Source organism: Brevundimonas poindexterae, assembly GCF_020524625.1.
In the GTDB taxonomy this organism is placed as follows: Bacteria; Pseudomonadota; Alphaproteobacteria; order Caulobacterales; family Caulobacteraceae; genus Brevundimonas; species Brevundimonas poindexterae_A.
The window spans coordinates 815,060-839,008 of record NZ_JAIVLL010000001.1; the positions used below are offsets into that span (position 1 = coordinate 815,060).

20 protein-coding genes, 1 tRNA gene and 1 other RNA gene are annotated in these 23,949 nt (G+C 68.2%); 10 read left to right on the forward strand and 12 right to left on the reverse strand.

Annotated elements, in window-relative coordinates; translation table 11 throughout:
- Window positions 1-20: 20 nt before the first annotated feature.
- The 7 genes from ftsL to sppA form a co-directional block, all read right to left on the reverse strand.
- Window positions 21-404 carry a cell division protein FtsL gene (gene ftsL / locus LC068_RS04310; RefSeq protein WP_226634815.1) on the reverse strand — a complete coding sequence of 128 codons (384 nt, stop codon included), beginning with the start codon at window positions 402-404 and terminating at the stop codon, window positions 21-23.
- Window positions 401-1,357, reverse strand: a complete 957-nt coding sequence (gene rsmH / locus LC068_RS04315; RefSeq protein WP_226634817.1) for a 16S rRNA (cytosine(1402)-N(4))-methyltransferase RsmH — start codon at window positions 1,355-1,357, stop codon at window positions 401-403. Before rsmH ends, ftsL begins: the two co-directional genes overlap by 4 nt.
- Window positions 1,354-1,830 carry a division/cell wall cluster transcriptional repressor MraZ gene (locus tag LC068_RS04320; RefSeq protein WP_226634819.1) on the reverse strand — a complete coding sequence of 159 codons (477 nt, stop codon included), beginning with the start codon at window positions 1,828-1,830 and terminating at the stop codon, window positions 1,354-1,356. Before LC068_RS04320 ends, rsmH begins: the two co-directional genes overlap by 4 nt.
- A 408-nt stretch (window positions 1,831-2,238) precedes the next feature.
- Window positions 2,239-2,617: RNase P RNA component class A (gene rnpB / locus LC068_RS04325), an RNA gene on the reverse strand.
- Between the two features lie 46 nt (window positions 2,618-2,663).
- Window positions 2,664-3,431, reverse strand: coding sequence for an N-acetylmuramoyl-L-alanine amidase (locus tag LC068_RS04330; RefSeq protein ID WP_226634821.1), 768 nt, complete (start codon window positions 3,429-3,431; stop codon window positions 2,664-2,666).
- A gap of 6 nt (window positions 3,432-3,437) precedes the next feature.
- Window positions 3,438-3,785 carry a hypothetical protein gene (locus LC068_RS04335; RefSeq protein WP_226634822.1) on the reverse strand — a complete coding sequence of 116 codons (348 nt, stop codon included), beginning with the start codon at window positions 3,783-3,785 and terminating at the stop codon, window positions 3,438-3,440.
- Between the two features lie 118 nt (window positions 3,786-3,903).
- On the reverse strand, window positions 3,904-5,685 hold the full coding sequence (gene sppA / locus LC068_RS04340; RefSeq protein ID WP_226634823.1) for a signal peptide peptidase SppA: 1,782 nt from the start codon (window positions 5,683-5,685) through the stop codon (window positions 3,904-3,906).
- Window positions 5,686-5,900: 215 nt separating this feature from the next.
- Here sppA and panD point away from each other — a divergent pair, with 215 nt between their 5' ends.
- On the forward strand, window positions 5,901-6,257 hold the full coding sequence (gene panD / locus LC068_RS04345) for an aspartate 1-decarboxylase (RefSeq protein WP_209116665.1): 357 nt from the start codon (window positions 5,901-5,903) through the stop codon (window positions 6,255-6,257).
- Window positions 6,258-6,315: 58 nt separating this feature from the next.
- Here panD and LC068_RS04350 read toward each other — a convergent pair whose 3' ends face one another.
- Window positions 6,316-7,065 carry an SIMPL domain-containing protein gene (locus tag LC068_RS04350; protein ID WP_226634824.1) on the reverse strand — a complete coding sequence of 250 codons (750 nt, stop codon included), beginning with the start codon at window positions 7,063-7,065 and terminating at the stop codon, window positions 6,316-6,318.
- A gap of 434 nt (window positions 7,066-7,499) precedes the next feature.
- Here LC068_RS04350 and LC068_RS04355 point away from each other — a divergent pair.
- From LC068_RS04355 to LC068_RS04385, 7 genes are all read left to right on the forward strand, one after another.
- Window positions 7,500-7,575: transfer RNA gene (locus LC068_RS04355), tRNA-Ile, on the forward strand.
- Window positions 7,576-7,677: 102 nt separating this feature from the next.
- Entirely contained in the window at window positions 7,678-8,325 is a 648-nt protein-coding gene (locus tag LC068_RS04360; RefSeq protein WP_226634825.1) for a DUF4129 domain-containing protein, read from the forward strand.
- Between the two features lie 5 nt (window positions 8,326-8,330).
- Entirely contained in the window at window positions 8,331-9,548 is a 1,218-nt protein-coding gene (locus LC068_RS04365; protein ID WP_226634826.1) for a DUF4350 domain-containing protein, read from the forward strand.
- Window positions 9,535-10,491, forward strand: a complete 957-nt coding sequence (locus tag LC068_RS04370) for an AAA family ATPase (RefSeq protein WP_226634827.1) — start codon at window positions 9,535-9,537, stop codon at window positions 10,489-10,491. Before LC068_RS04365 ends, LC068_RS04370 begins: the two co-directional genes overlap by 14 nt.
- Entirely contained in the window at window positions 10,488-11,804 is a 1,317-nt protein-coding gene (locus LC068_RS04375; protein ID WP_226634829.1) for a DUF58 domain-containing protein, read from the forward strand. Before LC068_RS04370 ends, LC068_RS04375 begins: the two co-directional genes overlap by 4 nt.
- Window positions 11,801-12,805, forward strand: a complete 1,005-nt coding sequence (locus tag LC068_RS04380) for a stage II sporulation protein M (RefSeq protein WP_226634831.1) — start codon at window positions 11,801-11,803, stop codon at window positions 12,803-12,805. The genes LC068_RS04375 and LC068_RS04380 overlap by 4 nt, the downstream gene beginning before the upstream one ends.
- Window positions 12,802-13,668: an RDD family protein gene (locus LC068_RS04385; RefSeq protein WP_226634832.1), complete on the forward strand. Its 867-nt coding sequence runs from the start codon at window positions 12,802-12,804 to the stop codon at window positions 13,666-13,668. Before LC068_RS04380 ends, LC068_RS04385 begins: the two co-directional genes overlap by 4 nt.
- Before the next feature lie 12 nt (window positions 13,669-13,680).
- Here the strand turns inward: LC068_RS04385 and LC068_RS04390 are convergent, their stop codons facing one another.
- The 4 genes from LC068_RS04390 to LC068_RS04405 all read right to left on the reverse strand — a co-directional run bounded on the left by LC068_RS04390 (window position 13,681) and on the right by LC068_RS04405 (window position 20,557).
- Window positions 13,681-14,556 (reverse strand): hypothetical protein, encoded by an 876-nt coding sequence (locus LC068_RS04390; protein WP_226634833.1) that lies wholly within the window; start codon window positions 14,554-14,556, stop codon window positions 13,681-13,683.
- Between the two features lie 165 nt (window positions 14,557-14,721).
- On the reverse strand, window positions 14,722-16,068 hold the full coding sequence (locus LC068_RS04395; protein WP_226634834.1) for an alpha/beta hydrolase: 1,347 nt from the start codon (window positions 16,066-16,068) through the stop codon (window positions 14,722-14,724).
- A gap of 14 nt (window positions 16,069-16,082) precedes the next feature.
- Window positions 16,083-19,163 (reverse strand): TonB-dependent receptor domain-containing protein, encoded by a 3,081-nt coding sequence (locus tag LC068_RS04400; protein ID WP_226634835.1) that lies wholly within the window; start codon window positions 19,161-19,163, stop codon window positions 16,083-16,085.
- Between the two features lie 38 nt (window positions 19,164-19,201).
- Window positions 19,202-20,557, reverse strand: coding sequence for a dicarboxylate/amino acid:cation symporter (locus LC068_RS04405; RefSeq protein WP_319002476.1), 1,356 nt, complete (start codon window positions 20,555-20,557; stop codon window positions 19,202-19,204).
- A gap of 238 nt (window positions 20,558-20,795) precedes the next feature.
- Between LC068_RS04405 and LC068_RS04410 the strand changes: the two genes are divergently transcribed.
- Window positions 20,796-22,601, forward strand: coding sequence for a sensor histidine kinase (locus LC068_RS04410; RefSeq protein ID WP_226634836.1), 1,806 nt, complete (start codon window positions 20,796-20,798; stop codon window positions 22,599-22,601).
- A complete protein-coding gene (locus LC068_RS04415) occupies window positions 22,598-23,935 on the forward strand; it encodes a sigma-54-dependent transcriptional regulator (protein WP_226634837.1) in 1,338 nt (445 codons plus the stop codon). Before LC068_RS04410 ends, LC068_RS04415 begins: the two co-directional genes overlap by 4 nt.
- Window positions 23,936-23,949 lie beyond the last annotated feature (14 nt).

Here is a 23,949-nt window from a genome sequence, read left to right on the forward strand (position 1 = left end):
CGACGGATGATGCTGGACGCTCATTGCGCGCCCTCCGCCACATCCGTCGGCACTGCCTCCGCCTCGGCCTCAGCCGGTGCAGGCGCGACGTCCTCGCCGGCCGGGGCCACGACCTGCGCCTCGGGCGCATCCTCGCCGATGGGCGCCAGACCCGCCTGACGGGACAGGGCCTCCAGCCGCGCCGGACTCTCAAGGCGCGCCACCTCGGCCCGCAGCATGCGGACCCGCAGCGAGGACTGGTCGATCTCGCGCTCCAGCTGGGCGATGCGCGAGGTCTCGCGCGCCGCCGACGCCTTGGTCAGATACACCGACAGCAGCATGGCCGCGACGCACAGCAGGCCGAAAATCTCGACCCAGCGAACACCGCGCACCTTCCAGTCGAACAGACGCCGGACCATCGTCATGCGGCCAGCCTCCCCCAGGCGGGCGCCGCCGTCCGCACGGCGGCCCGCAGCCGGGCCGAGCGGGCGCGAGGATTGGCGGCCAGCTCTGCCTCACCGGCGTCGACCGACCCCTTGAACTGCAGGGTGAAGCTCGGCGCCCGCGGCTCGACCCTCTGCGGGGCGTGACGCGATCCGCCCGGCGCATTGCCGGTGCGCTCGGTCAGGAAGCTCTTGACCATCCGGTCTTCCAGCGAATGGAAGGTCACCACCGCCAGCCGCCCGTCTTCCGGCAGGACCGCCTCGGCCCCTTCCAGCCCCCGGGCCAGTTCGCCCAGTTCGTCATTCACGGCAATGCGCAGGGCCTGGAACACCCGCGTGGCCGGATGGGTGGGCGCACCGCGCCGTCCGCCCAGCGCCGCCTCGACCACATCGGCCAGATCCAGCGTCCGCTCGAACGGCCGCTCGGCCCGCCGCCGCAGGATAGCGGTCGCGATCCGGCCGGACTGACGCTCGTCGCCGTACAGTTTGAAGATATGAGCCAGCGGACCGTGGTCCCAGCTGTTGACGATATCGGCCGCGCTCTGGCCCTCACGCGACATGCGCATGTCCAGCGGGCCGTCCTTCATGAAGGAAAAGCCGCGCTCGGCCTGGTCCAGCTGCATGGACGACACGCCGATGTCGAACACCACCGCATCGATCCGCGCCTCGCCGCCCAGCACGTCGGCCAGTTCCGAAAAGGCCGAGCGGATCAGGCGGAACCGGTCCGGAAACGCCTGTCTCAGGGCCTCGGCATGGGGTTCCACCGTCGGGTCGCGGTCCAAGGCGATCACCTCGGCGCCCGCCTCAAGGAAGGCGCGCGAATAGCCGCCGGCGCCAAAGGTGGCGTCCACCACCCGCTGGCCGGGCGCCGGGCGCACCGCCTCGATCACGGCACCCAGCAGGACGGGAATGTGCGGCCGGGCGGCGTCGGTCATGAGCCGCCCCCTTCGACCTTCAGCTGGGCCGCCAGCCGCAGCGCGCCCAGTTCGGCGATACCCGCGCGCGCCAGCTGCCTGCGCTCGGCCCGGCGCGCCACCCAGGCCTCGCGGTTCCAGATCTGGAACCGGTCGCCCAGCCCCACGATCACCACCGTCTCGCCCAGACCGGCATCCTGGATCAGGCTTTCCGGCAGGGTCACCCGCCCGCCGCCGTCAAAGGTCAGCCGGGTCTGCTCGCCCAGCACCTGCCATTCGAGCGCCGAGCGCTGCTCGGACCCGAACGGCAGGGAGCGGATCATTTCGACATAGGTGGCGAACAGCGGGTCTCCGCCGGCCTCGAGACAGTCAGCCTCGATCGACGGAAAGACGAAGATGGCGTGCTCGGCCCCGTTTTCGGAGGTGCGGAAGTCCTGCGGGATCAGCAACCGCCGCTTCGCATCCAATTGTTTCTCGACCGTCGAGAGAAACACCCCGTCCACTCGGACCCGTGAGGCCCGCCCCTTGGCTTACAAACGCGACGCCCAGCCGACGTCAGACACCCCAAATCATTCGACTGGGATAGCATGGGATGAAATGGGTCTCAATGGGATTAGTTGACGATCCTTAACCATAAGGACGGTCCAGAACTGTCATCTCGACTGCACAGATGAGAACATACAGCGAACGCGCCAAGTATTAACAGCCTGTGGACACAGTGTGCGCCACCTTTGCGCTCAAAGGGTTAACGCCCCCGCCGCAAGCAGGGAGCCGCCGCGCGGTGAGCGGCAGGCCCGGGAAAACTGCCTCAAGCAGCGAGCGCCCGCGGCGCGAGCGGTAGGCAGAAAAATGCCGCCTCAAGCAGCGAGCCGCCGCGCGGCGAGCGGTAGGCCAAGGATTAAGGTGCCAGACGGTCTGTAAGCCGGGTTCTGTACCGCCCGGAGGCGGTGACGATCATTCCTCTAGGCCGATCGTTGCCGACCGGCTCCAGCAACCAACCCGGACGTCTGGGGCGGTGACCCCCGCACGGCAAGCCGCGCGCGACATCCCTATTCGGTCTTGCTCCAGGCGGGGTTTACCGTGCCGTCTCCGTTGCCGTCGACGCGGTGGGCTCTTACCCCACCCTTTCACCCTTCCCGGCCTCGAAAGGCCGGAGGTTTGCTTTCTGTGGCACTGTCCCTCGGGTCACCCCGGGCGGGCGTTACCCGCCGCCTTTTCACCGTGGAGCCCGGACTTTCCTCGCCGGAGCCGAAACCCCGCCGCGACCGTCCGACCGTCTGGCGAGCGACAGATGCGCCCTGTCACGGGCCGCGTCAATCGGAGGGGCCTAGGAGGGCAGCACGCCCGTCCGGCTCTCGGCGCTGGCCAGTTGCAACAGGCCGACCAGACGCGCCCGCGTCTCGCCATCGGCCTCGCCGTCCACGCGGTCCTGCCGCCAGTGCCGCTGGAACGCCGACGCCGTAAGACGCAGGTCCTCGTCGTATTCGGCGCGCGGCGCGATGCCATAGCCCAGCCGGTGCAGGCCCGCGCTCAGCACGGTGACGCCCAGTCCCGTGTCACCGACCCTGAGGGGCGCGCCCAGGGCGGCAACCCGCTCAAGCGCCGGCACGAACCACAGGCCGTGCCCCTCGCCTGCCAGACGTTTCCACGGAAAGCGCTCGCCCGGATCCTCCTTGCGGTCAGGCGCCAGGTCGGAATGGCCGATGATGCGGCTGTCGGGGATGGTCCAGCGGCTTCGGATGTCGGCGATCAGGGCGATCACCGCATCCACCTGCGCCTCGGGAAAGTCGCGATAGCCCCACTCATGCCCGGGATTGACGATCTCGATCCCGATCGAGGCGGCGTTGCAGTCGGTCTCGCCTTGCCAGCTGCCCTTGCCCGCGTGCCAGGCGCGACGCTCCTCGGGCACCAGGGCATAGAGGGTGCCGTCCTCGTCGACGACATAGTGGGCGGACACCCGCGCCTCGGTATCGCGCAGCCGGGCAATGGCCTCTTCGGCCGTCTGCATGCCCGTATAGTGAAGCACCAGCATGTCGGGCGGTGCCCGCCGGGCGTCAAAATTCGGAGAGGGCGCGGCCCGCAGTTCCAGCGTCACCGCCGCCTACCGGCCTGACCGTTCCCAGCCATAGGCCACCCAGGTGCCGTCGACCTTGTGCGCCTCGATGACCGTATCGTCCCCGTCCGTGCGGCGACGGCCCTTGCGCGCCCCCATGGAGCGGCGCGCGCGGCTGGACATACCCATCAGGAACATCACCACGCCGGCGACGACGGCGATGACGGCCACGGCGATGGCAGTGAAGACGGCGAGAAGCGCGCCCACGGCCATGGCACAGCCGGCTGCGATAAGACCTCCCAGCCAGAGCAGCGGCCGGAACAGCCCGCCGCGCCCTCCGTCGATGCGCGCCGTAGCGGCTCCGAGACTGTCAAAGCGAGGTCCAGACGAGGTCATACGCACTCCTTGTCGGCTTCGGGAACGAAGCGCATCGCCCCTAACGCCCGAAGCCCAATGTCGGTCCATAGGCCGCCCGGGTCAAGCAACCCCGGGGTGCGGCATACCGCCGGGCGGATCAACCCAGCGGACGATCGGCCAGCACCACGGCCCCTTCACGTCGCATGCGGTCGGCCTCGATCCGCCGCATGACCGCCTGGGCCTGCGGGTCCTCGACCGCGCCCCCGATCAGGATCAGGGCGCGGGCGGCCTCGCCGGAGACGCCGAAGGCACTGGCCAGCGCCTCGAACGGCGACTGCTGTTCGGGGAAGCGCTTGATGCGGACCGAGGCGTCGGGATCGATCCCGGCCAGTTCGCGCGCCTTGGCGATCGCCTCGGTCACGCCACCCAGTTCGTCGACCAGACCCAGCTCCAGCGCCTGGGCACCCGTCCAGACGCGGCCCCGGGCGATCTCGCCGACCCGCTCGCGCGGCAGGTTCCGGCCCCGGGCGACCAGGGTGATGAAGTCGCCATAGATGCGGTCCATGGTCCCGGAAAAGGCCTCGCGCTGGGCCGGGGTGAATTCGTCGCCAATGGCATAGGCATCGGCATATTCGCCGCCGACCGACAGGCCGCGCACATCCACCCCGAACCGCGCCAGGGCATCGCGCAGTACCATCTTGCCGCCGAACACCCCGATCGAGCCGGTGAGGGTCGAGGGCTGGGCCACGATGTAGCTGGCATCGGCACTGATCCAGTAGCCGCCCGAGGCCGCATAGGTCCCCATGGACACCACCACCGGCTTGCCTGCCGCCTTGGCCGCACGCACTGCGGCTCCGATCTGGTCCGAGGCCTCGGGCGAGCCGCCGGGCGACGACACGCGCAGCACAATCGCCTTCACCGACTTGTCCTCGATGGCGTCATAGATGGCTTCCGCCATAACGTCGGAATAGATGGACGAGCCGCCGCCGAACGGCGAACCGCCACCGCCCGAACCCGTGACGATGGCCCCTTCGCCACCGATCACGGCAATGGCGTCGCGGCCCGAGCCGTTGTTCGGCCCGACGGCCGAGCTGTACTCGTGGAAGGGAATGATGCGGGCGCCCTTGCCGGCACGATTCAGCGCCTCGGCCTCCGCCTCCTCGACCTGACCGACCTTGTCGACCAGGTTGCGCTCGCGCGCCTCCTCGGCGGTCCAGGGCCCTTCCTCGATGCTGGCCTTCAGGGCCGCAGGCGTCAGCTTGCGATCCTTGGCCGCCTGCACGATCGAGGTGTCATAGATGGAGCCCATCCACGCCAGCATGGCCTCGCGGTGCGCGGCCGTGAAATCGCTCTGGGTGTAGACATTCACCGCATTCTTGTATTCGTAGCGCTGCTCGAACTGGGGCTCGACGCCGTATTTGTCGAACGCCCTGCCGAGGAAGATCTCCTCGGCGCTGAACCCGGTGGCCTGGAAGCTGGCCGTGTCCTGCATCCACAGCTCGGACGCCGAAGCCCCGACCATATAGCTGGACATCACCGCCCCCGCGGGCATGAAGCCCTGCGAGTGGGCGATCACCGGCTTGCCAGAGGCGCGGAAGCGGCGGATCGCCTGGCGAACCTCGTCGGCGGCCGCGGGCGCCATGCCGGTCTCGGGCAGACGGACCAGCAGCACCTTGATGTTCTTGTCGTCCTCGGCCTGGGCCAGGGTGTCGACCACCTGCATGACCGACAGACCGCCGCCACCGAAAATGGCCAGCGGCGAGGACGGCGGCTGGTCGCTCAGTCCGTCGCGCAGATCGAGTTCCAGCACTGCATTATGGGGCACGTCCGGCCCGGACGAACTGGCCGCCGCCATGGTGATCAGCACCATCGGCACCACGATCACAAACAGCAGCAGGCCGGTGAAGACCCCCAGCACAGTCAGGAAAAATTGCTTCATGTCGGTCGGTTATTCCCGTCGAGGCCCGGAACGGCGGAGGCTCGACCATAGTGGCGAAGCCGTCACCGTCAAATGAACGTCCCGTAACAGGCGAACCTGTCGCGGGCCGGATGCTGCGTCGCAGCATGGTGATTGATAGCGCGCCTCCTGGTCCCTATATGAGGCGTCCCTCTGCGGGGGCTGTTCCCCGCGCCGTGCCGGAGACCGCACTCCCCATGCTGGTCACCCTTATGAAGTCCAAGCTGCACCGCGCGACGGTGACCCAGGCCGACCTCGACTATGAGGGGTCGATTGCCATTGACCGCGACCTGCTGGACGCAGCCGACATCTATCCGAACGAGCAGGTCGATGTTCTGAACATCACGACCGGCGCGCGCTTCACCACCTATGCCATCGAGGCCCCGCGCGGCTCGCGCGTCATCGGCGTCAACGGCGCCGCGGCCCGACTGGTCCAGAAGAACGACAAGGTGATCATCGTCACCTATGGCCAGCTTCCCGCCGAGGAAGCGCGCAACTATGCGCCCACCGTCGTGCTGCTGGACGACGCCAACCACATCAAGCGCGCCGCCTGATCGGGCAAGAAAAAGGGGTGACGCCGCGCGCCACCCCTATCCTGTTCGGTAGCAGACCCTATCGGGTCAGGTCGTAGATCCCGGTGATGTCCACGCGAACGGTCAGCTCGCCCGGCGCGACCGAGGTTCCGGCGTCCGCCGATTCCATGGCGGCCATGCCGCGCGCATAGGGCATCGGCGGCTGCACGCTCATCGAGGTGCCCTCGCTCAGGGCACGGATGCCGCCCAGCTGCACACCCAGAGCCTCGGCGTACAGGCTGGCCTTGCGCTGCAGGTCCCGCACCGCCAGACGCCGGGCCTGATCCTCGGCCGCCGTCCGGTCGGTCAGGCCAAAGCTGATGCCGTCGATCTGGTTGACGCCCGCGCTGACCACCGCATCGGCCGTAGAGCCCACGCGCTCCAGGTCGCGCACCGTGACGGTCACGCGGTTCACCGCCTGATAGCCGCGCAGACGGGGCGGCTGGTCAGGCTGGTAGTCGTATTGCGGCGAGAGGTTCAGACCCGAGGTCTGGATGTCCCGTTCGGCGATGCCGGCCCGGCGGAGAGCCGCCATGACGCGGTTCATGCGCTCGGCATTCTGTTGCATGGCCTCCTCGGCGGTCGCCGCCTCGGTCATGACGCCGAAATTGATCATCGCCTTGTCCGGCGCGACCTTCACCTCGCCATAGGCCGACAGGCTCAGGTTCGGCGGCGCCATCATATGGTGGCTCGCGTCGCCCATGGACTGGGCAAGGGCCGGCGCCGACACGCTGGTCAGGGCCAGGGCGGCAGCCATAGGCATCAGCAGGCGGAGCGGGGAACGGTTCATGAAAAACTCCTTGAGAGAGGGGCGCACGACATCCGTGCGTCACCATGGCCAACCTGGGCCATATCGTCTGAATGAACGCGCCCGCCCCCCGGTCAGGTTCCGTTCATCGCAAAAGACGCGCGGCCGGATTTCTGCTGACAAGTCCCCATTTGCCCGCCCTGCCTCCGACCTGTGTCAGGATGCCGGCCCGGGAGCCACAGGGAGACGCTATTTCGAACACCACTCGCAGGTCTGCGGGGCCCATGGAGAAAGTGGAGTCTGTTTTGGCACCCGGACTCCATCGCCCGCAATTCAGACGATTCAGACCATTCAGACGGTGTTTATTCCTTCCCCACCGGGGGAGGGGGACCGCGCAGCGGTGGAGGGGGCAGCGCAGCCGCCGCCACACTCTTTGCAACATCCCGTCCGCCTGCTAGGCCCGGACACGCCTCTGGGGGCCCGTAGCTCAATGGTTAGAGCCGACCGCTCATAACGGTCTGGTTGGGGGTTCGAGTCCCTCCGGGCCTACCAGACGCGCCGGGGGCGTGGAGCTCGAGCCACACTGGTGCGGCGCGGGGCGGTTCGCGAACAACGGGCGTTGACCTGCGCCGTTTGCCCGGTAATCGATGGTCCATGACCTTTCCCGCTCCGGATGCGGCAGGGACCTCTCTCGCCTCGGACCCGGGCCTGCAGGAGGCCCATGCCCGGCTGATGGCCGACCGCTCGCTGCAGTTCGAGCGGGCCGACATGCCGGTGCCCGAGGTCTCGCCCTTCTTCAGATGGCTGACGGAGGTGCTGGGTCATCTCGCGCCGTTTCTGGAGTGGGGCTTCTGGATCGGCCTCGCCGTCGTCGTGCTCCTGATCGTCTGGTTGCTGGTCCGCGAACTGTTCGCCATGCGCCGGGCGCCGGACCGTCCCACCCCGCCGCCTGCCCAGCCCGAGACGTGGCAACCGACGGCGCGCGACGCCCGCGACCTGCTCGCCGACGCGGATGCCCTCGCGGCCGCCGGACAGTATGCCGAGGCGGCCCACCTCATCCTGCTGCGCAGCGTGGCGGATATCGAGCGGCGCCTGCCGCGGGCCGTGAAGGACTCACTCACCAGCCGCGAGATCGCGGCCCTCCCCGCCCTGCCCGAGGCCGCCCGCTCCACCTTCGGCGACATCGCCCGCCTGGTGGAAATCAGCCTGTTCGGCGGCAAGCCGGTGGTCCGCGACGACTATGCCTCCTGCCGCGCGGCCTATGAGGCCTTCGCCTTGCCCGGGGGGCGGCTCCACGAATGAGGGGGATGGGGGGGAAGCAATCGGGGCCGTTCTCACCCGCCGTCGTGGTGGCCGTGGTGCTCGTCGGCTTCGTGTCCCTGCTCGGGATCCTGGCGGTCGGCGCCTTCGCGCCCGACCTGCGCTCGGGCAATGACGGCGGCGAGCATGCCCTGTCGCAATCCGCCACCGGCTTCGGCGCCCTGCCGATCCTTCTGCGCGACATGGGTGTCCCGGTGATCCTCAGCCGCACACGCCTCATTGCCGACGCCGACGACAGCCTCCTGATCGCCACTCCAGGTCCGGTCGCCGACCCGTCAGAGCTGGAACAGCTGGACCGGGGCAACGCCACCCTGATCGTCCTGCCCAAATGGGTTGTCGTCCCCGACAGCCGGCGCGACGGCTGGACCAAGGTGGCCGCCCCCCTCCCGCTCCAGCAGGTCCTTGGCGTTCTGCCGGCCGCGCTGGAGTACCAGACCCGGCTCGCCTCGGAGGCCGCCCCCCGGCGCGTCCAGTTGATGACCGCCTACGGGGATGAGGTCGGCGTTCCGGTGCAGGTCGAGGGCCTGAGGACCTTGTCCGGCCCGTCCTGGATTCCCGTGGTCGTCGACGAGCGCGGCGGGATCGTGCTGGGCCGCCACGAAACGACCGGAGAGTATGTGCTGGCCGACCCCGACCTGCTCGCGACCTCGGGGCTCGCGACGATCGAGGGGGCACAGACGGCGCTCGCGCTGATCGATAGCGTGCGACCCGAGGGCGGCCCGGTGGTCTTCGACCTGACCCTCCACGGCATGGAGCGGTCTCGCAGCCTGATGCGCCTGATGTTCGTGCCGCCCCTGCTGGGCTTCACCCTGGCCCTGCTGGGCCTCGCGGTCTTCGCGGGCGTCCAGGCGGCCGTGCGGTTCAGCCCGCCGAAGGAGGGGGGCCGGCTGCTGTCGTTCGGCAAGACCGCCCTGGCCGACAACACGGCAGGGCTGGTGCGACTGGCCCGGCGCGAACACCATATGGCCCTGCCCTATGCCCGCCTTGTCCGGGCCCGGACGGCGCGTCTGATCGGCGCCCCGCGCAACCTGTCCGAGGCCGAGCTGGACGCCTTCCTCGACCGGGTCAGCGCGGCGGTCGGCAGCACAACGACCTGCACCGCGCTGACCGAGCGCGCGCGCAACGCCCGCAACACCCGCGACCTGATGCAGGTCGCCCGAGATCTCTATCGCTGGAACCAGGAGCTGACCCGTGGCCGTAAATGAGGTGAAACCGCTCGCCGACCAGATCCGGGCGGAGGTGGCAAAGGCCGTGGTTGGACAGGACGACACCGTCGACCTGCTGCTCACCGCCCTGTTCGCGGGCGGGCACATCCTGCTGGAAGCTCCCCCGGGCACCGCCAAGACCCTGCTGGCCCGCAGCTTCTCCATCGCCGTGGGCCTGGACTACGGCCGCATCCAGTTCACGCCCGACCTGATGCCCGGCGACATCATCGGGTCCAACCTCTTCAACTTCCAGACCTCCAGCTTCACCCTGACCCAGGGGCCGATCTTCTGCGAGCTGCTGCTCGCCGACGAGATCAACCGCACGCCGCCCAAGACCCAGGCCGCCCTGCTCGAGGCGATGCAGGAGCGCCGGGTCACCCTCGACGGCCAGACCCACGAGCTGGGCGAGCGATTCATGGTGGTCGCCACCCAGAACCCGATCGAGCAGCAGGGCACCTATCCCCTGCCCGAGGCCCAGCTGGACCGCTTCCTGTTCAAGCACCTGCTGGACTATCCGGACGAAGCTCAGGAGCGCGACATTGTCGCCCGCCACGGTATCGGTCGGGGCAGCCTCGACCCCGCCGGCATGGGTGTGCAGCGGGTCGCCGACGGCGCCGCCATCGATGCGGCGGTCAAGGCCGGCGAGTCTGTTCGCCTGACCGACGAGGTGATCCACTATGTGACCGCCCTGGTGCGGGCCACCCGCAGCTCGTCCGACATTGGCGTGGGGGCCTCGCCCCGTGCGGGCGCGATGCTGGCGCGCGCCGCGCGGGCCAGGGCCGCGCTGGATGGTCGTGACTATGTGATCCCCGACGATGTGAAGACCCTGGCGCTGCCCGTGCTGCGCCACCGTCTGGTGCTGTCGCCGTCGGCCGAGATCGAAGGACGGCACATCGAACAGGTGCTCGGCACCCTGGTCGAGCAGGTGGCCGCACCCCGGTGATCTATCCGACCCGGCGCTCTGTGATCCTCATGGCCGTGGGCGCCCCCGCGGCCCTGATCGCTGGCGCCCTCCTGCCGGCGGGATGGCTGCTGGGTCCGATCTGGATCGTGGCACTGGCCCTGCTCGCGGGGCTCGATGCCCTCCTGTCGGGATCGCGCCGGCGCCTGCAGCTGGATGCTCCCTCTGTGCCCGACGCCGCCGTGGGTCGAGCCGGTCATCTGGAGCTGATCCTGCGCCTGACAGGCCGTCGCCGGACCTATGCCGGGCTGGAGGGCCGACTGGCCGCGCAGGCCTCGCTGGGCGTCGCCGCAGAGGCCTCCCGCGTCGCGGTTCAGGACCGCGTCGCCACCGCGTCCTTCGCCTTCGTCCCGGAGCGTCGGGGCGATGCACGGGTCGACTCCCTCCGGCTGCGCTGGTCCGGTCCGCTCGGCCTGATCTACAAGCAGAAGACCTTTGCCCTCGACCTGGACGTGCCGGTGCATGTCGACCTGGAGTGGGTCAGGGATCGGGCCGTCCAGCTGTTCGCGCGGGATCCTGTGACCGGCATCCGGGTACAGCCGCTGCGCGGCGAAGGGTCCGAGTTCCACTCCCTTCGCGACTTCCAGACCGGCATGGACCGGCGCTCCATCGACTGGAAGCAGTCGGCCCGCCACACCGCCCTGCTGGCCAAGGAGTTCCGGGCCGAGCGCAACAACCAGATCATCCTGGCGCTGGATTCAGGTCGGTCCGGCAGCGATCCGGTCGGCGGCATGCCGCGCATCGACCGCTTCATCCATGTGGCCCTGCTGATGGCCGTCACCAGCCTGCGAATGGGGGACCGCGTCGGCCTGTACGCCTTCGACTCCGCGCCGCGCCTGTCGACCGGTGTCGTCGGGGGGTCCGGTGCGTTCGGCATGCTTCAGCGCGCAGCCAGCAAGGTCGACTATTCCAGCCACGAGACCAACTACACGCTCGGCCTCACCCACCTCTCCAGCCAGCTCAAGCGGCGCTCGCTGATCATGGTCTTCACCGACTTCACCGACAGCACCTCGGCCGAGTTGATGATCGAATCCGCCGCCCGGCTGCTGCAACGGCATCTCGTGGTGTTCGTCGTGCTGCGCGATGAGGAGCTGGAGGGACTGGCGGCGACCGCTCCGGAGGCTCCCGATGATGTGTCGCGTGCCGTGATCGCCGAGAGCCTGATCCTGGAGCGCGAAGTGGTCATCACCCGCCTCCGCCGGATGGGTGCGCACATTGTCCACACCACGGTGGAGCGCCTCGGCCCCGATGTGGTCCAGGCCTATATGGATCTGAAGCGCAGGGATCTGCTGTGACCGACACCCTGGGATCTCAACTGAAGAGCCAACGGTTCCGCCAGAGCCGGGAGGCCGACTGGCGGAGGCTGGAGGCCCTGGTGGACAAGGCCGAAAAGCGTTCGCTCTCGCGCCTGTCGGACAGCGAGATTCTGGCCATCCCGGTCCTCTATCGCTCCACCCTGTCGGCCCTCTCCGTGGCTCGCGAGACGTCGCTCGATCAGGGCACCATCGACTATCTCGAGACCCTCGCGGCCCGGGCCTATTTCTTCGTCTATGGCTCGCGCGCCTCGCTGGGCGAGCGGCTCGTGTCCTTCCTTGTCTACGACTGGCCCCGGGCGGTGCAGTCGCTGTGGCGCGAGACCCTGCTGGCCGCCGCCCTGATGCTGCTGGGCGCGCTCGTCGCCAGTGGACTGGTGTGGGCCGAGCCCGACTGGTTCCACGCCTTCATCCCGGCGGACATGTCACAGGGGCGTGGGCCCGAGGCCTCCACCGAGGCGTTGCGGGAGACCCTGGCCGGAACCGAGAGCGGCGAGGGGCTGTCCGCCTTTGCCGCCTTCCTCTTCACACACAATGCCCAGGTGGCCCTGCTGGCCTTCGCCTTGGGTTTCGCCCTCGGCCTGCCGAGCGCCATGCTGATCCTCTACAACGGCGCAATACTGGGCGCTTTCGCGGCGCTCTTCATCAGCCGTGGCCTGGGCGTCGAGCTGGGCGGCTGGCTGGCCATCCACGGGGTCACCGAACTCTACGCCGTGACCCTGGCCGGGGCCGCCGGCCTGCGGATCGGCTGGACCGTGGCCTTCCCCGGGGCCCGTCACCGGCTGGATGCACTGGCTGCATCAGGGCGGTCCGCCGGTCTGGCGATGGGCGGGGTGATCGTCATGCTGATCGTCGCCGGCCTGCTGGAAGGCTTCGGCCGCCAGCTGATCGCCGATACCGGTCTGCGATATGCCGTGGGCGGTGCCTCTGCCCTGTTCTGGCTGGCGTATTTCTACATCCCCCGACCGGGGGCCAGACGATGAAGACCCCTTCCGCCCAGCGCGTCTTCATCACGCCGGAAGGGGTCGATCTGCGGCTCCAGATCGCGTCCGTGGGTCAACGGGTCGGCGCCCTGGTGATCGACGTTGCGATCATTCTCCTGGTTCTCATCGCGCTGACCATCGGCGCATTACTGCTGGGCGTCGGCGCGGCCGTCGGTGCGGGACAACTGGGCACCGAGATAATGGCGGTCATCTGGCTGCTCGGCGCCTTCCTGCTGAGGAATTTCTACTTCTTTGCCTTCGAGCTCTCCGCTGCGGCGGCCACGCCGGGCAAGCGCATGCTCGGTCTGCGCGTAGCGTCCCGCGACGGGGGTCCGCTCAAGGCGGAATCCGTCTTCGCCCGAAATGCCATGCGCGAGCTGGAGCTGTTTCTGCCGATAACCCTTCTGCTTTCAGGGGTCGGAGGGGATCGGGTCGACGGCTGGACAGCCTTGCTGACCCTCATCTGGGTGTCGGGTTTCGTCCTGCTGCCCCTTCTGAACAAGGATCGCCTGCGCGCCGGCGATATCGTCGGAGGGACCTGGGTCATCCGGGCGCCGAAGCAGAAGCTGGTCAGGGACATGGCGGACGAGAGCATCCAGCATCGCGCCGCCTATGTGTTCACCACCGCCCAGCTCGACGCCTACGGGGTGCACGAGCTTCAGGTTCTGGAGACCGTCCTGCGCCAGAACCAGCCTGCGACGCTGAGGGTCGTGGCCGAGCGGATCGAGGCCAAGATCGGCTGGAAGCGAACCGCTGACCACCATCCGCGTGACTTCCTCAGCGCCTATTACGCGGCTCTGCGCGAGCGGCTGGAGCAGCGGCTGCTGATGGGCGTCAGACGCCGTGACAAGCACGACGTCTGACGGCGGCTCACCCTAGTCGAAGATCGAGGCGATCTGGTCCGGCACCATGCCTTCCTTGCTGGACCGCAGCTCGAAGTAGAGCGCCGAGACGCCGGCTGAACTGAAGACGCTGACGAGGATCGCCACGACCGTATCGACCAGCGCAAACAGCGCGAGCTGGTCGGTCGCGCCTGCCGCGCCGCCAGCCATACCCAGGAAGGTCGCTCCCAGGCCCAAAACCCACGCGACGATGAGATAGACGATGATCAGGACAAGGATCGCCCAACGATGGTTGCGCGTCAGGTCGCGGCTACGCCCCATGCTGGAGAGCACATCCCGCTTCTCGCCGACGATCACCGGAGCGGTCACCACCCAGATGATGCTCAGGATGATGCCGGGCACGACCAGCAGGATAAAGCCGAGCATTGTGCCGATGCTGATCAGGATCCCGGCGCCCAGCAGCGGCAGAAAGCGGCCAAATCCGGTCGCGAGGGCATCCCCGAAGCTGGTCTTCTTGCCATTGAATCCATTGATCGCTGCCTTGAGCACCGTGCCCTGCAGAAGGATGCTGCCGACCCATGCCACGACGGCCCCCAGGATATTCGCCAGAACGGACATGCCCGTGGGGAACCCGTAAGGGTTGCTACCTGCAATCTGCAGATTCCACAGGCCCAGGAACAGGTTCGGAATGCCCACCAGAAGGATGGCGGCACCGAAAAAGATCACAGCGTTATTCCCGATCGCCGAGAAGGTCAGCTCCAGCACATTGCTCATCTCGAAGCGTCTGCGCGAGGACGCCGGCAGGGGCTCGGCCGTCGACATGATCTGGACCGCGCGGTTGTTGTCGCCGACGAGGAACACCACCCTCTGTCCGACTTCAGGCCGCATGCCGACCTCAAGGTCGGCCATGCCGAACCCATAGACGACCTTGTCGTCGCCGCGGATCTCGCCTGTGTCCGCGTCCAGTCTCTCGATCGTACCCTTCAACTTCAGTCCCCCTCCACGTTGATGGAGGAAGCCTAGACTACCCGGACTTGCGGTGGCTAGCCGTGCCGCGACACCCCAAGGGGAATTCTAGCCTTGGGGGACGAACCGGCACGAACGGGCGCTGAAGCGGTCGCGGCAGGCCTGCTGGAAGCCGGCGGGGTCCGGCCGCTCTCCGGTGTCAATCCAATGCTCCAGCGCGGCCAGCACGGTCAGATAGCCGGCGTCCTCAAGCTTGCTGTGCTGGTCCTCGTCGGTCGCGACCTGCACCAGCAGATCCGAGCGCCCCGCCGTGGCAACGGTCTCCGCATAGACGGCCTCGGCGGCATAGGCGACCGTCGGGTCGTGCAGGGCATGCAGCGTCAGGGTCGGCGCCACGATCTGGCCGGTCAGGTCGGCATCGTGGGCCAGCATGGCCACGGCCTCCGGATCGGCGGTGAACCGCTCGACCCCGGCGTTGAGGGCGGCATCATCCGAAGACCCGCTGTAGACCGTCTGGCTGTTGTCGAACGGATTTCGACCCCCCAGCCGGACCTGCACCAGATCCTGAAAGGTGAACGTCGCCCAGTTCATATGGGAGATCAGCTCGTCTTCCTCGAGACCGGTGATGGCCAAAAGCTCGCGTTTCCGGCGGCTCTGCTGGGCGGTCCGGTCCCGACCCGACAGGCCGATCCCGGTGCAGTCGACGATGCGACGGCGCAGCTCGGCGCGGGTCATGCGTGCCCCGGCCGGCAGGCCCTGCCACACCGGATACTGCGGGTCCGTCACCGCCGGGTGGTTGCCGCAGATGTACTGATAGACGGCCCGGAGGTCCGCGCGGAACTGATAGGCCCGGGTGCCCCCGTTGAGCACCCCATTGGTCAGCAGCACCCCGTCATAGATCAGCGCCCCGGTCTCGTCGGTGCCGTACAGTTCGGCGGTCTTGGCGGCGACATTGCCGCCCCAAGACTGGCCGTGCAGCAGGGTCCGCTCCGGACGCCCGTACAGGCTCCAGAACAGGGCGCGGCTGCGATCCACATCCTCGGCCGCCGACCGGACGCCGTATCCGCCGCGGCGATAGGACGAGCCGATCCAGGCGTAGCCTTCGCGCACCATGGCCGAGAACCGGTCCAGATCCTCGAGCGAGTCGCCCTGCTCCGGCTCGCCCAGCCGCGGGCCGCCGTGGGCATGCACGATCAGATGGCCGTTCCAGTCGTCGGGCCGGGCGATGATCAGCCACGCTCCCGCTTCATCGCGCACTGAAAGACAGGTGACGCCCGCCCCGACCGACCGCGGACAGTCGATGGAGGTGGGCTGCGGATCCTGTGCCGGATGCGAACCGGCCGCTACCGGCGCACACCCCAGGGTCAGCCCGACAGCCAGCGCCGCCCCGGCCAGCCGACGCCCCCACCCGAAGGGGGAACGCCGACCGACAGGAGAGACGTCAGGGGAGGACATGACCGGCACCATGATCAGAAGGTCTTCGACACGCTGGCGTACCAGTAGCGGCCATAGGGGCGATAGACCGACCCCAGATAGCCGCCCTCGGCCAGCGGCGGGCCTTCATCCGTCAGATCGCGGACACCCAGCCGAACCCGTGCGCCCGAGGCCGGTCCGAAGTTCTCGAACTCGTACTGGCCATAGAGGTTGAAGGTCAGCTGGTCCTCGACCACCCACGGCTCGCCCGTGTCGCTCAGCAGGGCCGGCTGCTCGATCTCCGACGTGTAATGCGCCGTGACGCCGACGCGCCAGGGCCCCTTGCTCCAGTTGACGTTGGCCATGGCTCGCCACTCCGGGCGACCATCCACGGCGATCAGCTGGCTGGTCAGGGGCAGCGGCGTCAACGGGTTGATGGTCCCGGCCTCGCGCGCGGCCACCAGTTGATCCACGATCGGACCGGCCGGTCGCGAATACTCCAGCATCTTTGAGGCATTGAGGCTGAAGTTGAAGGTGCCCCACGCCGTCCGGCGCTTGGACCAGCGAATGCCGAAGTCGACCCCTTCGACCGTCTGCGGCAGCAGATTGACGAAGCTGTCGTTGATCGACACGACCGAGCCTGCGGAGGCCAGCCCGGTGCCGTCGAACAGGGCGTCGTCATCCGCGTCCGGCGCAGCGCGCACGACGTTCGGGTTCGAGCTTCCCTGCACCCGCAGCAGATAGTCCAGCGCCAGCGCGGTCTGGGCGCCCAGCAGGCCGACGATCTTCTCCTGCTCGATGCTCCAGTGGTCGACCGTGAAGGTGAAATCCCCCCATTCGAGCGGCACGAAGGTGGGCTGGAAGACGAGACCGACGGAACGGTTGGTGCTCTCCTCGGGCTCAAGGTCCGGGTTGCCGGCGATCAGCAGCGAGGCGCTGGCCGTGCGGCCACAGTCGTTGAAGTTGGCGATCGTGTTCTGCCGCAGGTCGGCTTCACAGCGGATGTAGTCGGTGTTGGTGGCAAGGCGCGCGTACTGGGTGGCGTTGACCTGCTCCAGGTTCGGCGCCCGGAAACCTTCCGAATAGGAGGCCCGGATCCGCACCCCGTCGACGATGTCCCAGGCCAGGGCGATCTTCGGCTTGGCCACCGAGCCGAAGTCCGAATAGTTCTCGAACCGGCCGGCCAGCTGGACATCCAGGCTGCGCACCAACGGGATGTTCATCTCGGGCGATACGACCGGCACCGCGAACTCGATGAAGGCGCCGAACACGTCGCGGCTGCCCTCGGTATCCGGGTTGGGGCTGACGGCGGCGACATTGGACTGGTTGACCTCGCCCGACACCATGTCGGTAAAGGTGAAGGTGCCGTCCAGGTTCTCGTCCCGGTCGTCCATCTGGGTCTCGTGGCGAAACTCGACGCCGAAGGCCACGCCCACATTCCCGCCCGGCAGGGACCACAGGTCGCCACGGCTCATCTTGAAGTCCGCCAGCGTCAGGGTGGTCTCGGACACCCGCTCCATCTGGAAGACGATGGCGTTGATCGCCGCGGGCGACGACACCCTGCAGTCGCCATAGCTGGTCGTGTCCACACAGCCGCCGTTGAACGGGTTGTAGGCGTCGGGCGTGGACAGGGCGAGCGACTGCTGCAGCGCCGTCGAGTTGATGTTCGGCGAGCTGTCCTTGGCGCGGGCGGCGGAATACAGCACGGCCGTCTCCCAGTCATAGCCGGCCCATTCCCCGCGCAGACCGCCCAGCAAGCGGGTCTGATAGTTCCTGACCGTGACCTCCTGGAAGCCGGCGTCCACGAAGCGGTAGTTGCCCATGTAAACGGGCAGGCCCTCGTTCGGCACAAAGGTCAGGCCCGGCAGGCGGTTGGGGTTGGGCGATCCGTCGGCGAAGGTCACCGGCCCGAACGGATTCCAGTAGTTGCTCGCCGGAATCCACAGGTCGTTGAGGTTGATGACGGGCGGCTGCACCGCACGGCTTTCGGCGACATAGAGTCCCGCCTCGCCGAAGAATTCGATCGAGTCCGTCAGCTCGTAATAGCCCGAGGCGAACAGGTTTACCCGCTCGATCGCCGACCGCACCGTGGTGTCGACCCGGGTGTCATAGCGCATCTCGCGGTTGGTCGAGTTGTAGGCGGTGACGCCCGAGACCAGACACAGGCCTCCTGGCAGCGGGGCCCCGTCACAGCCGAAGGCGGCCGGCTGGATACGGAAGGTGCCGGAAGTCGCGGCGATGCGCGTGCCGAAATAGCGGGGGCGGGTCGAGGAGGTGAAGCCCGGCAGCTGGAACCGGCCCCACGGCGTGTGAGAGGAGCGTCCGTCCGGCACGTCCGTGGTCTCGAAGCCCGGATACTGACCGAACAGGGGGCGCAGGTCGTCCGTCCGCGTGAAGTCCTGCTCGTCGGCCCACAGCTCTGACCGGTCGGTGTAGCTGGCGTAGAGCGAGATGTTGCCGCGATCGAGGTCCTTGCCAGCGAACAGGTTCAGTTCCAGCTCGGTAAAGCCGGTGCCCTCGGCCCCGCCGTACTGGCTCTCGAAGGTCACGCCGTCGAAGTCGTCGCGCATGACGGTGTTGACCACACCGGCCACGGCGTCGGCGCCATAGATGGCGGCCGCGCCATCCAGCAGCACCTCGACCCGCTCCAGGCCCGCGACCGGAATGGCGTTGGAGTTGTAGCTCAGCACCGGCACCGTGCCCGTGTCCGATGTGCCCTGGCTGGTCGGGTGCTGGACCATTCGGCGCCCGTTGATCAGCACCAGGGTGTTGCCGACGCCCAGCGAGCGCAGGTTGACCGAGTTGACGTCGCCCCGGGCCGAGTTGCTGGTCTGGGGATTGTTGGCGGCATCGAACAGCACATCGCCCATCTGCGGGATGGAGCGGAACAGGTCGTCGCCCGACACCACGCCCGCGTCCTGGATGGCCTCGCGGTCCAGGACGACCACCGGCAGGGCCGCCGTCGTCGAGGCCCCGCGGATGTTCGAGCCGACCACGACAATGTCGTCGACCTGGGTCACGGGGTCCTGCGGATTCTGCGCGGCCGGGGCCGACTGGGCCAGCGCCCCCGTCGCGAACAGCGATGCGGTCAGCAGGGCCGAGCCTGCCATCAGCACCTGGCGTGTCGTCTTCAACATGGTGTCCTCCCTCGATTTTCTTCTTGTTTCTTCGGCGGTCAGTCGTCCGCCAGAACCAGATCGTCGCCCGGCCCCGCGGCCGGATCCGGCGCAGCGGCAAGCGGCTGTGGCCGGCCGTTCAGCGCCTCTCTCAGGGCGTCGGCGTCCAGCGCCTTTTCCCAGCGGGCGACGACGACGGTGGCCACGGCATTGCCGATGAAGTTGGTCAGGGCCCGGCACTCGCTCATGAAGCGGTCGATGCCCAGGATCAGCGCCATGCCGGCGACCGGCACGTCGGGCACGACCATCAGGGTCGCCGCCAGGGTGATGAAGCCCGCGCCCGTGATCCCCGCCGCACCCTTGGAACTCAGCATGGCGACCAGCAGCAGGGTGATCTGCTGCCACAGGCTCAGCTCGATGTTCAGCGCCTGGGCGATGAACAGGGCGGCCAGCGTCATATAGATGTTGGTGCCGTCGAGATTGAACGAATAGCCGGTGGGCACCACCAGACCGACGACCGAACGGGCCGCGCCGGCGCGCTCCATCTTGGCGATCAGACTGGGCAGGGCCGCTTCAGAGCTGGAGGTGCCGAGCACCAGCAGCAGTTCTTCCTTCAGGTAGCGGATCAGCTTGAAGATCGAGAAGCCGTTGGCGATCCCGACCAGTCCCAGAACTCCCAGCACGAACACCAGAGAGGTCAGGTAGAAGGTCCCGATCAGCGCCGCCAGATTGGCGATCGAGGCGATGCCGTAAGCCCCGATGGTGAAGGCAAAGGCCCCGAACGCCCCGATGGGCGCAGCCTTCATCACTATGGCGACCAGCTTGAACACCGCGAGGCTGATGGTCTCGAACAGGTTGATCACCGGCTGGCCGCGGTCGCCGATCAGCGCCAGGGCAATGCCGAACAGGATGGCGATGAACAGCACCTGCAGGATGCTGCCCGAGGTGAAGGCCCCGACCAGGCTGTCGGGGATGATGCCCATCAGGAAGCCGGTCACGGTGCTTTCATGCGCGGCCTCGGCATATTGGGCGACGGCGCCGGAATCGAGGGTCGCCGGATCAATGTTCAGTCCGTGGCCCGGCCGGACCGCATTTGCGACGATCAGGCCGATGATCAGGGCGAGGGTCGAGAAGACGAAGAAATAGCCGAACGCCTTGGCGGCAACCCGACCGACCCGGCCGATGTCCCGCATCCCGGCAATGCCCAGCACGATGGTCAGGAAGATCACGGGGGCGATCACCATCTTGACCAGCTTGATGAAGCCGTCGCCGAGGGGCTTCAGGCTCTCGCCGGTCTCCGGCCAGAAATGGCCGATCAGGGCCCCGAGCGTGATGGCGACCAGCACCTGGAAATACAGGTGCTGCCAGAAGGGGCGACGATGCACGACCGGCGCCGAATCCTGATGGATCTGGATCAAACCTCAACCTCCCTCGACGGATCATTGCCGCCGCTACGCCCGGACCCCGTTGGTCGGGATCACAGGCCATGAGTATCGAAAGCGATGGCCCGCCCCGGCAAGCGTGACGGGCCGCCGCAATAAGGACATGATTTGGCTTGGTTTTCGATGGGGCACGCCACGAGGGGGTGCGATTTTGTGCGAAAACTTGCACACGACCTGTGGCCATTTGTGCGAAAATCCGCATGCTTGAGCCATGCCCCTGTCCCGACTGTCGGTCGCAAACCAGTGGCGAGTCTTCGCGCTCGCATGGATCGTGCTGGGCGCCGTGGCGGTGGCCGTGGCCGGCTCCATTGCGCGGCTGGATGCGGAGGCGGCGACGCAGCGTCAGGCGGAGACCGCTGCGATCCTGCACGGGGCCGTGCTGAAGAGCGAACTGGAACGGCAGCAGGCCGTGCCCGCCGTCCTGGCCATGGACCCCGAGCTGCTGGCGCTGGTCACCGCGCCGTCGGCCGAGCGCCGCGACCGGCTGAACCCCAAGCTCGAACAGCTGGCCGGGGAGGTTCGCGCCGCGGCCCTCTATGTGCTCGACGCCGACGGCACGGCGTTGGCCGCCAGCAACTGGCGCGAGCCGACCAGCTTCGTCGGGTCCAACTATCGCTTCCGGCCCTACTATGGCGAGGCCATGCGCGACGGCGATGCCGCCTTCTTCGCCCTGGGCACGGTCAGCGGGCGACCCGGACTCTATCTGGCGCGCCGCATCGACGATGCCGACGGCGCGCCAGCCGGCGTGATTGTGGCGAAGGTGGAGTTCGATGCGCTCGAGGAGACGTGGCGCAGCTCGGGCGAGCCGACCTATGTGACCGACGCGGACGGCGTAGTGCTCATCACCACCACGCCTGAATGGCGGTTCCGCACCACCCGACCCCTCAGCGAGGCGCGCCGGCGGCAGCTGGCCGAACAACAGACGATCGGCGAGCCCCTGCAGGACATGCCGTTCGCGGCCCTGGAACCTGACCTGATCCGCATCCGGCGCCCCGAGGGCACGCGGCTCTATGCCCATGAGATCGACACCAGCATGGGGCTGGGCTGGACGCTGCACCTGTTGTGGCCGGCGGACCAGATGATGTCGCGCGCGGTCGGGGCAGCTCGCGTCTTGGCCCTTCTGAGCGTCGCCCTGCTGGCGGGTCTCAGCGGGATCCTGCTGCGACGGCGACAGCGGGCCCGCAACCGGGCGGCCGAGGAGGAGGCGGCCCGGATCGAGCTGGAGCGTCAGGTCGCCCTACGCACGGCCGAACTGAGCGCTGCCAACCATCGCCTGAACCATGAAATGGAAGAGCGCCAGAATCTGGAGCGCAACCGCCAGATCCTGGAGGAGGAGCTGGTGCAGGCCAACAAGCTGGCGACCGTGGGCCAGATCGCCGCCGGGGTGGCGCACGAGATCAACCAGCCCCTGGCCGCCATCCGCACCCAGGCCGACACGGCCGGCATCTATGCCGAGCGGGGCGATGCCTCGGCCGTTCGGCGATGCCTCGACGCCATCGCCGGCCTGACCGAGAGGGTCGGCACGATCACGGATGAGCTGAGGGCCTTCTCCCGCAAGACGCGCTCCGAGGTGGTGGCGGTGGATGTCGAGGACGCCATCGACGGCGCCCTCCTTCTGGTGTCTGCCCGTCTGAAGGAGCGCGGCATCCGGCTGGATCGATCCGGCCTCACCCCCGGCCTGCAGGTGAAGGCCGAACGCAACCGGCTGGAACAGGTCGTGCTGAACCTGCTCCAGAATGCCATCGAGGCGCTCGCCGGGGTGCCCTCGCCCGCCATCGTCCTGTCGTCGCGCCGGCAGGGGCGGAAGGTCGTTGTGCGCCTGACCGACAATGGGCCGGGCCTCAGCGACGAGGTCCGCGAGCGCCTGTTCACGCCTTTCGTCACCAGCAAGGCCTCGGGTCTCGGGCTGGGGCTGGTCATCAGCCGGGACATCGTGGCCGGCTTCGGGGGTGAGCTGACCCATGAACCGGGGCCGTCCGGCACCGTGTTCCAGATCGTGCTGAAAGCCGCCTCATGAGCTTTACGTCCCTGAATGCCGTAGCCCTGGTCGAGGACGACGATGCCTTCCGCGCGGCCCTGGCCGAGCGGCTGGAGCTGGCTGGCTTCGAGGTCTCGGCCCATCCCTCGGCCGAGGCGGCGCTAAGGTCCGTCGGGGCGGGCTTCGAGGGTGTGGTCGTCACCGACCTCAGGATGCCGGGCATGGACGGCCGCCAATTTGCCGACCGGCTGAATGCGCTCGACCCCGATCTGCCGGTCGTCCTGATCACCGGCCATGGCGACATCGCTGATGCCGTCGAGGCGATGAAGCGCGGAGCCTATGACTTTCTCGCCAAGCCCTTCGCCCCCGAGCGGTTGATCGAAACCCTGCGGCGCGCGCTGGAGAAACGCGCCCTGATTCTCGACAACCGGCGCCTCGCCACCCTGGCCGCCGAGACCGAGGAGTCGATCCCCCTGAGCGGCGACAGCCCTGCCATCATCGCCCTGCGCGGCGCGATCCGTCAGCTGGCCGACGCCGAGGTGGATGTGCTGATCGAGGGCGAGACCGGCTCGGGCAAGGAAGCGGTGGCGCGGGCAATTCACAACGCCGGACGACGGCGGCCTCGGCCCTTCGTCGCCGTGACCTGTGCCGCCCTGACGGACGCCGGGGTCGAGGCCCAGCTGATGGGGCAGGATGCCGGCTATGCCGCTGGCGTCACGCGGCGGCGCGAGGGACAGATCGAGCAGTCGCATCAGGGCAGCCTGTTCCTCGACGAGATTGATCTGGCGCCCCGACTGGCGCAGCTGACCCTGCTGCGGGTGCTTGAGGAACGCGAGGTCCTGCCGCTGGGCGCCACCGAGCCGAGGGCGCTGGACCTGCGGGTCCTGGCCGCCACCCAGAACGATCCGGCCAAGGCCGTCGCGCGCGGGGACCTGCGCGAGGACCTCTATTATCGCCTGAATGTCGTCCAGCTGCGCGTGCCGCCTCTGCGCGAGCGCGCCGATGACGTCCAGACCCTGTTCGCGCGGTTCCTGTCGCGCGCAGCCGCCCGGATGGGGCGCCCCCTGCCCCCGATCGACCACGCCGTGCGGCGGCGCCTGATCGAGCATGACTGGCCCGGAAACCTGCGCGAACTGTCGAACTTTGCCAATCAGGTCGCCGTGGGCCTGACCGACGGGCCCGGAGCGGACGAGGTCGACGAGGGCCTGGCCCAGCGCGTCGCGCGCTATGAGGCCGAACTGATCCGCGAGGCGCTGAGCACCCACCAGGGCGACATCCGCAAGGTCACGGAGGCGCTGCACCTGCCGCGCAAGACGCTCTACGACAAGATGGCCCGCCACGGCATCCAGCCCGCCGACCACCGGCCGCGCTGAGACGCTCATTCATC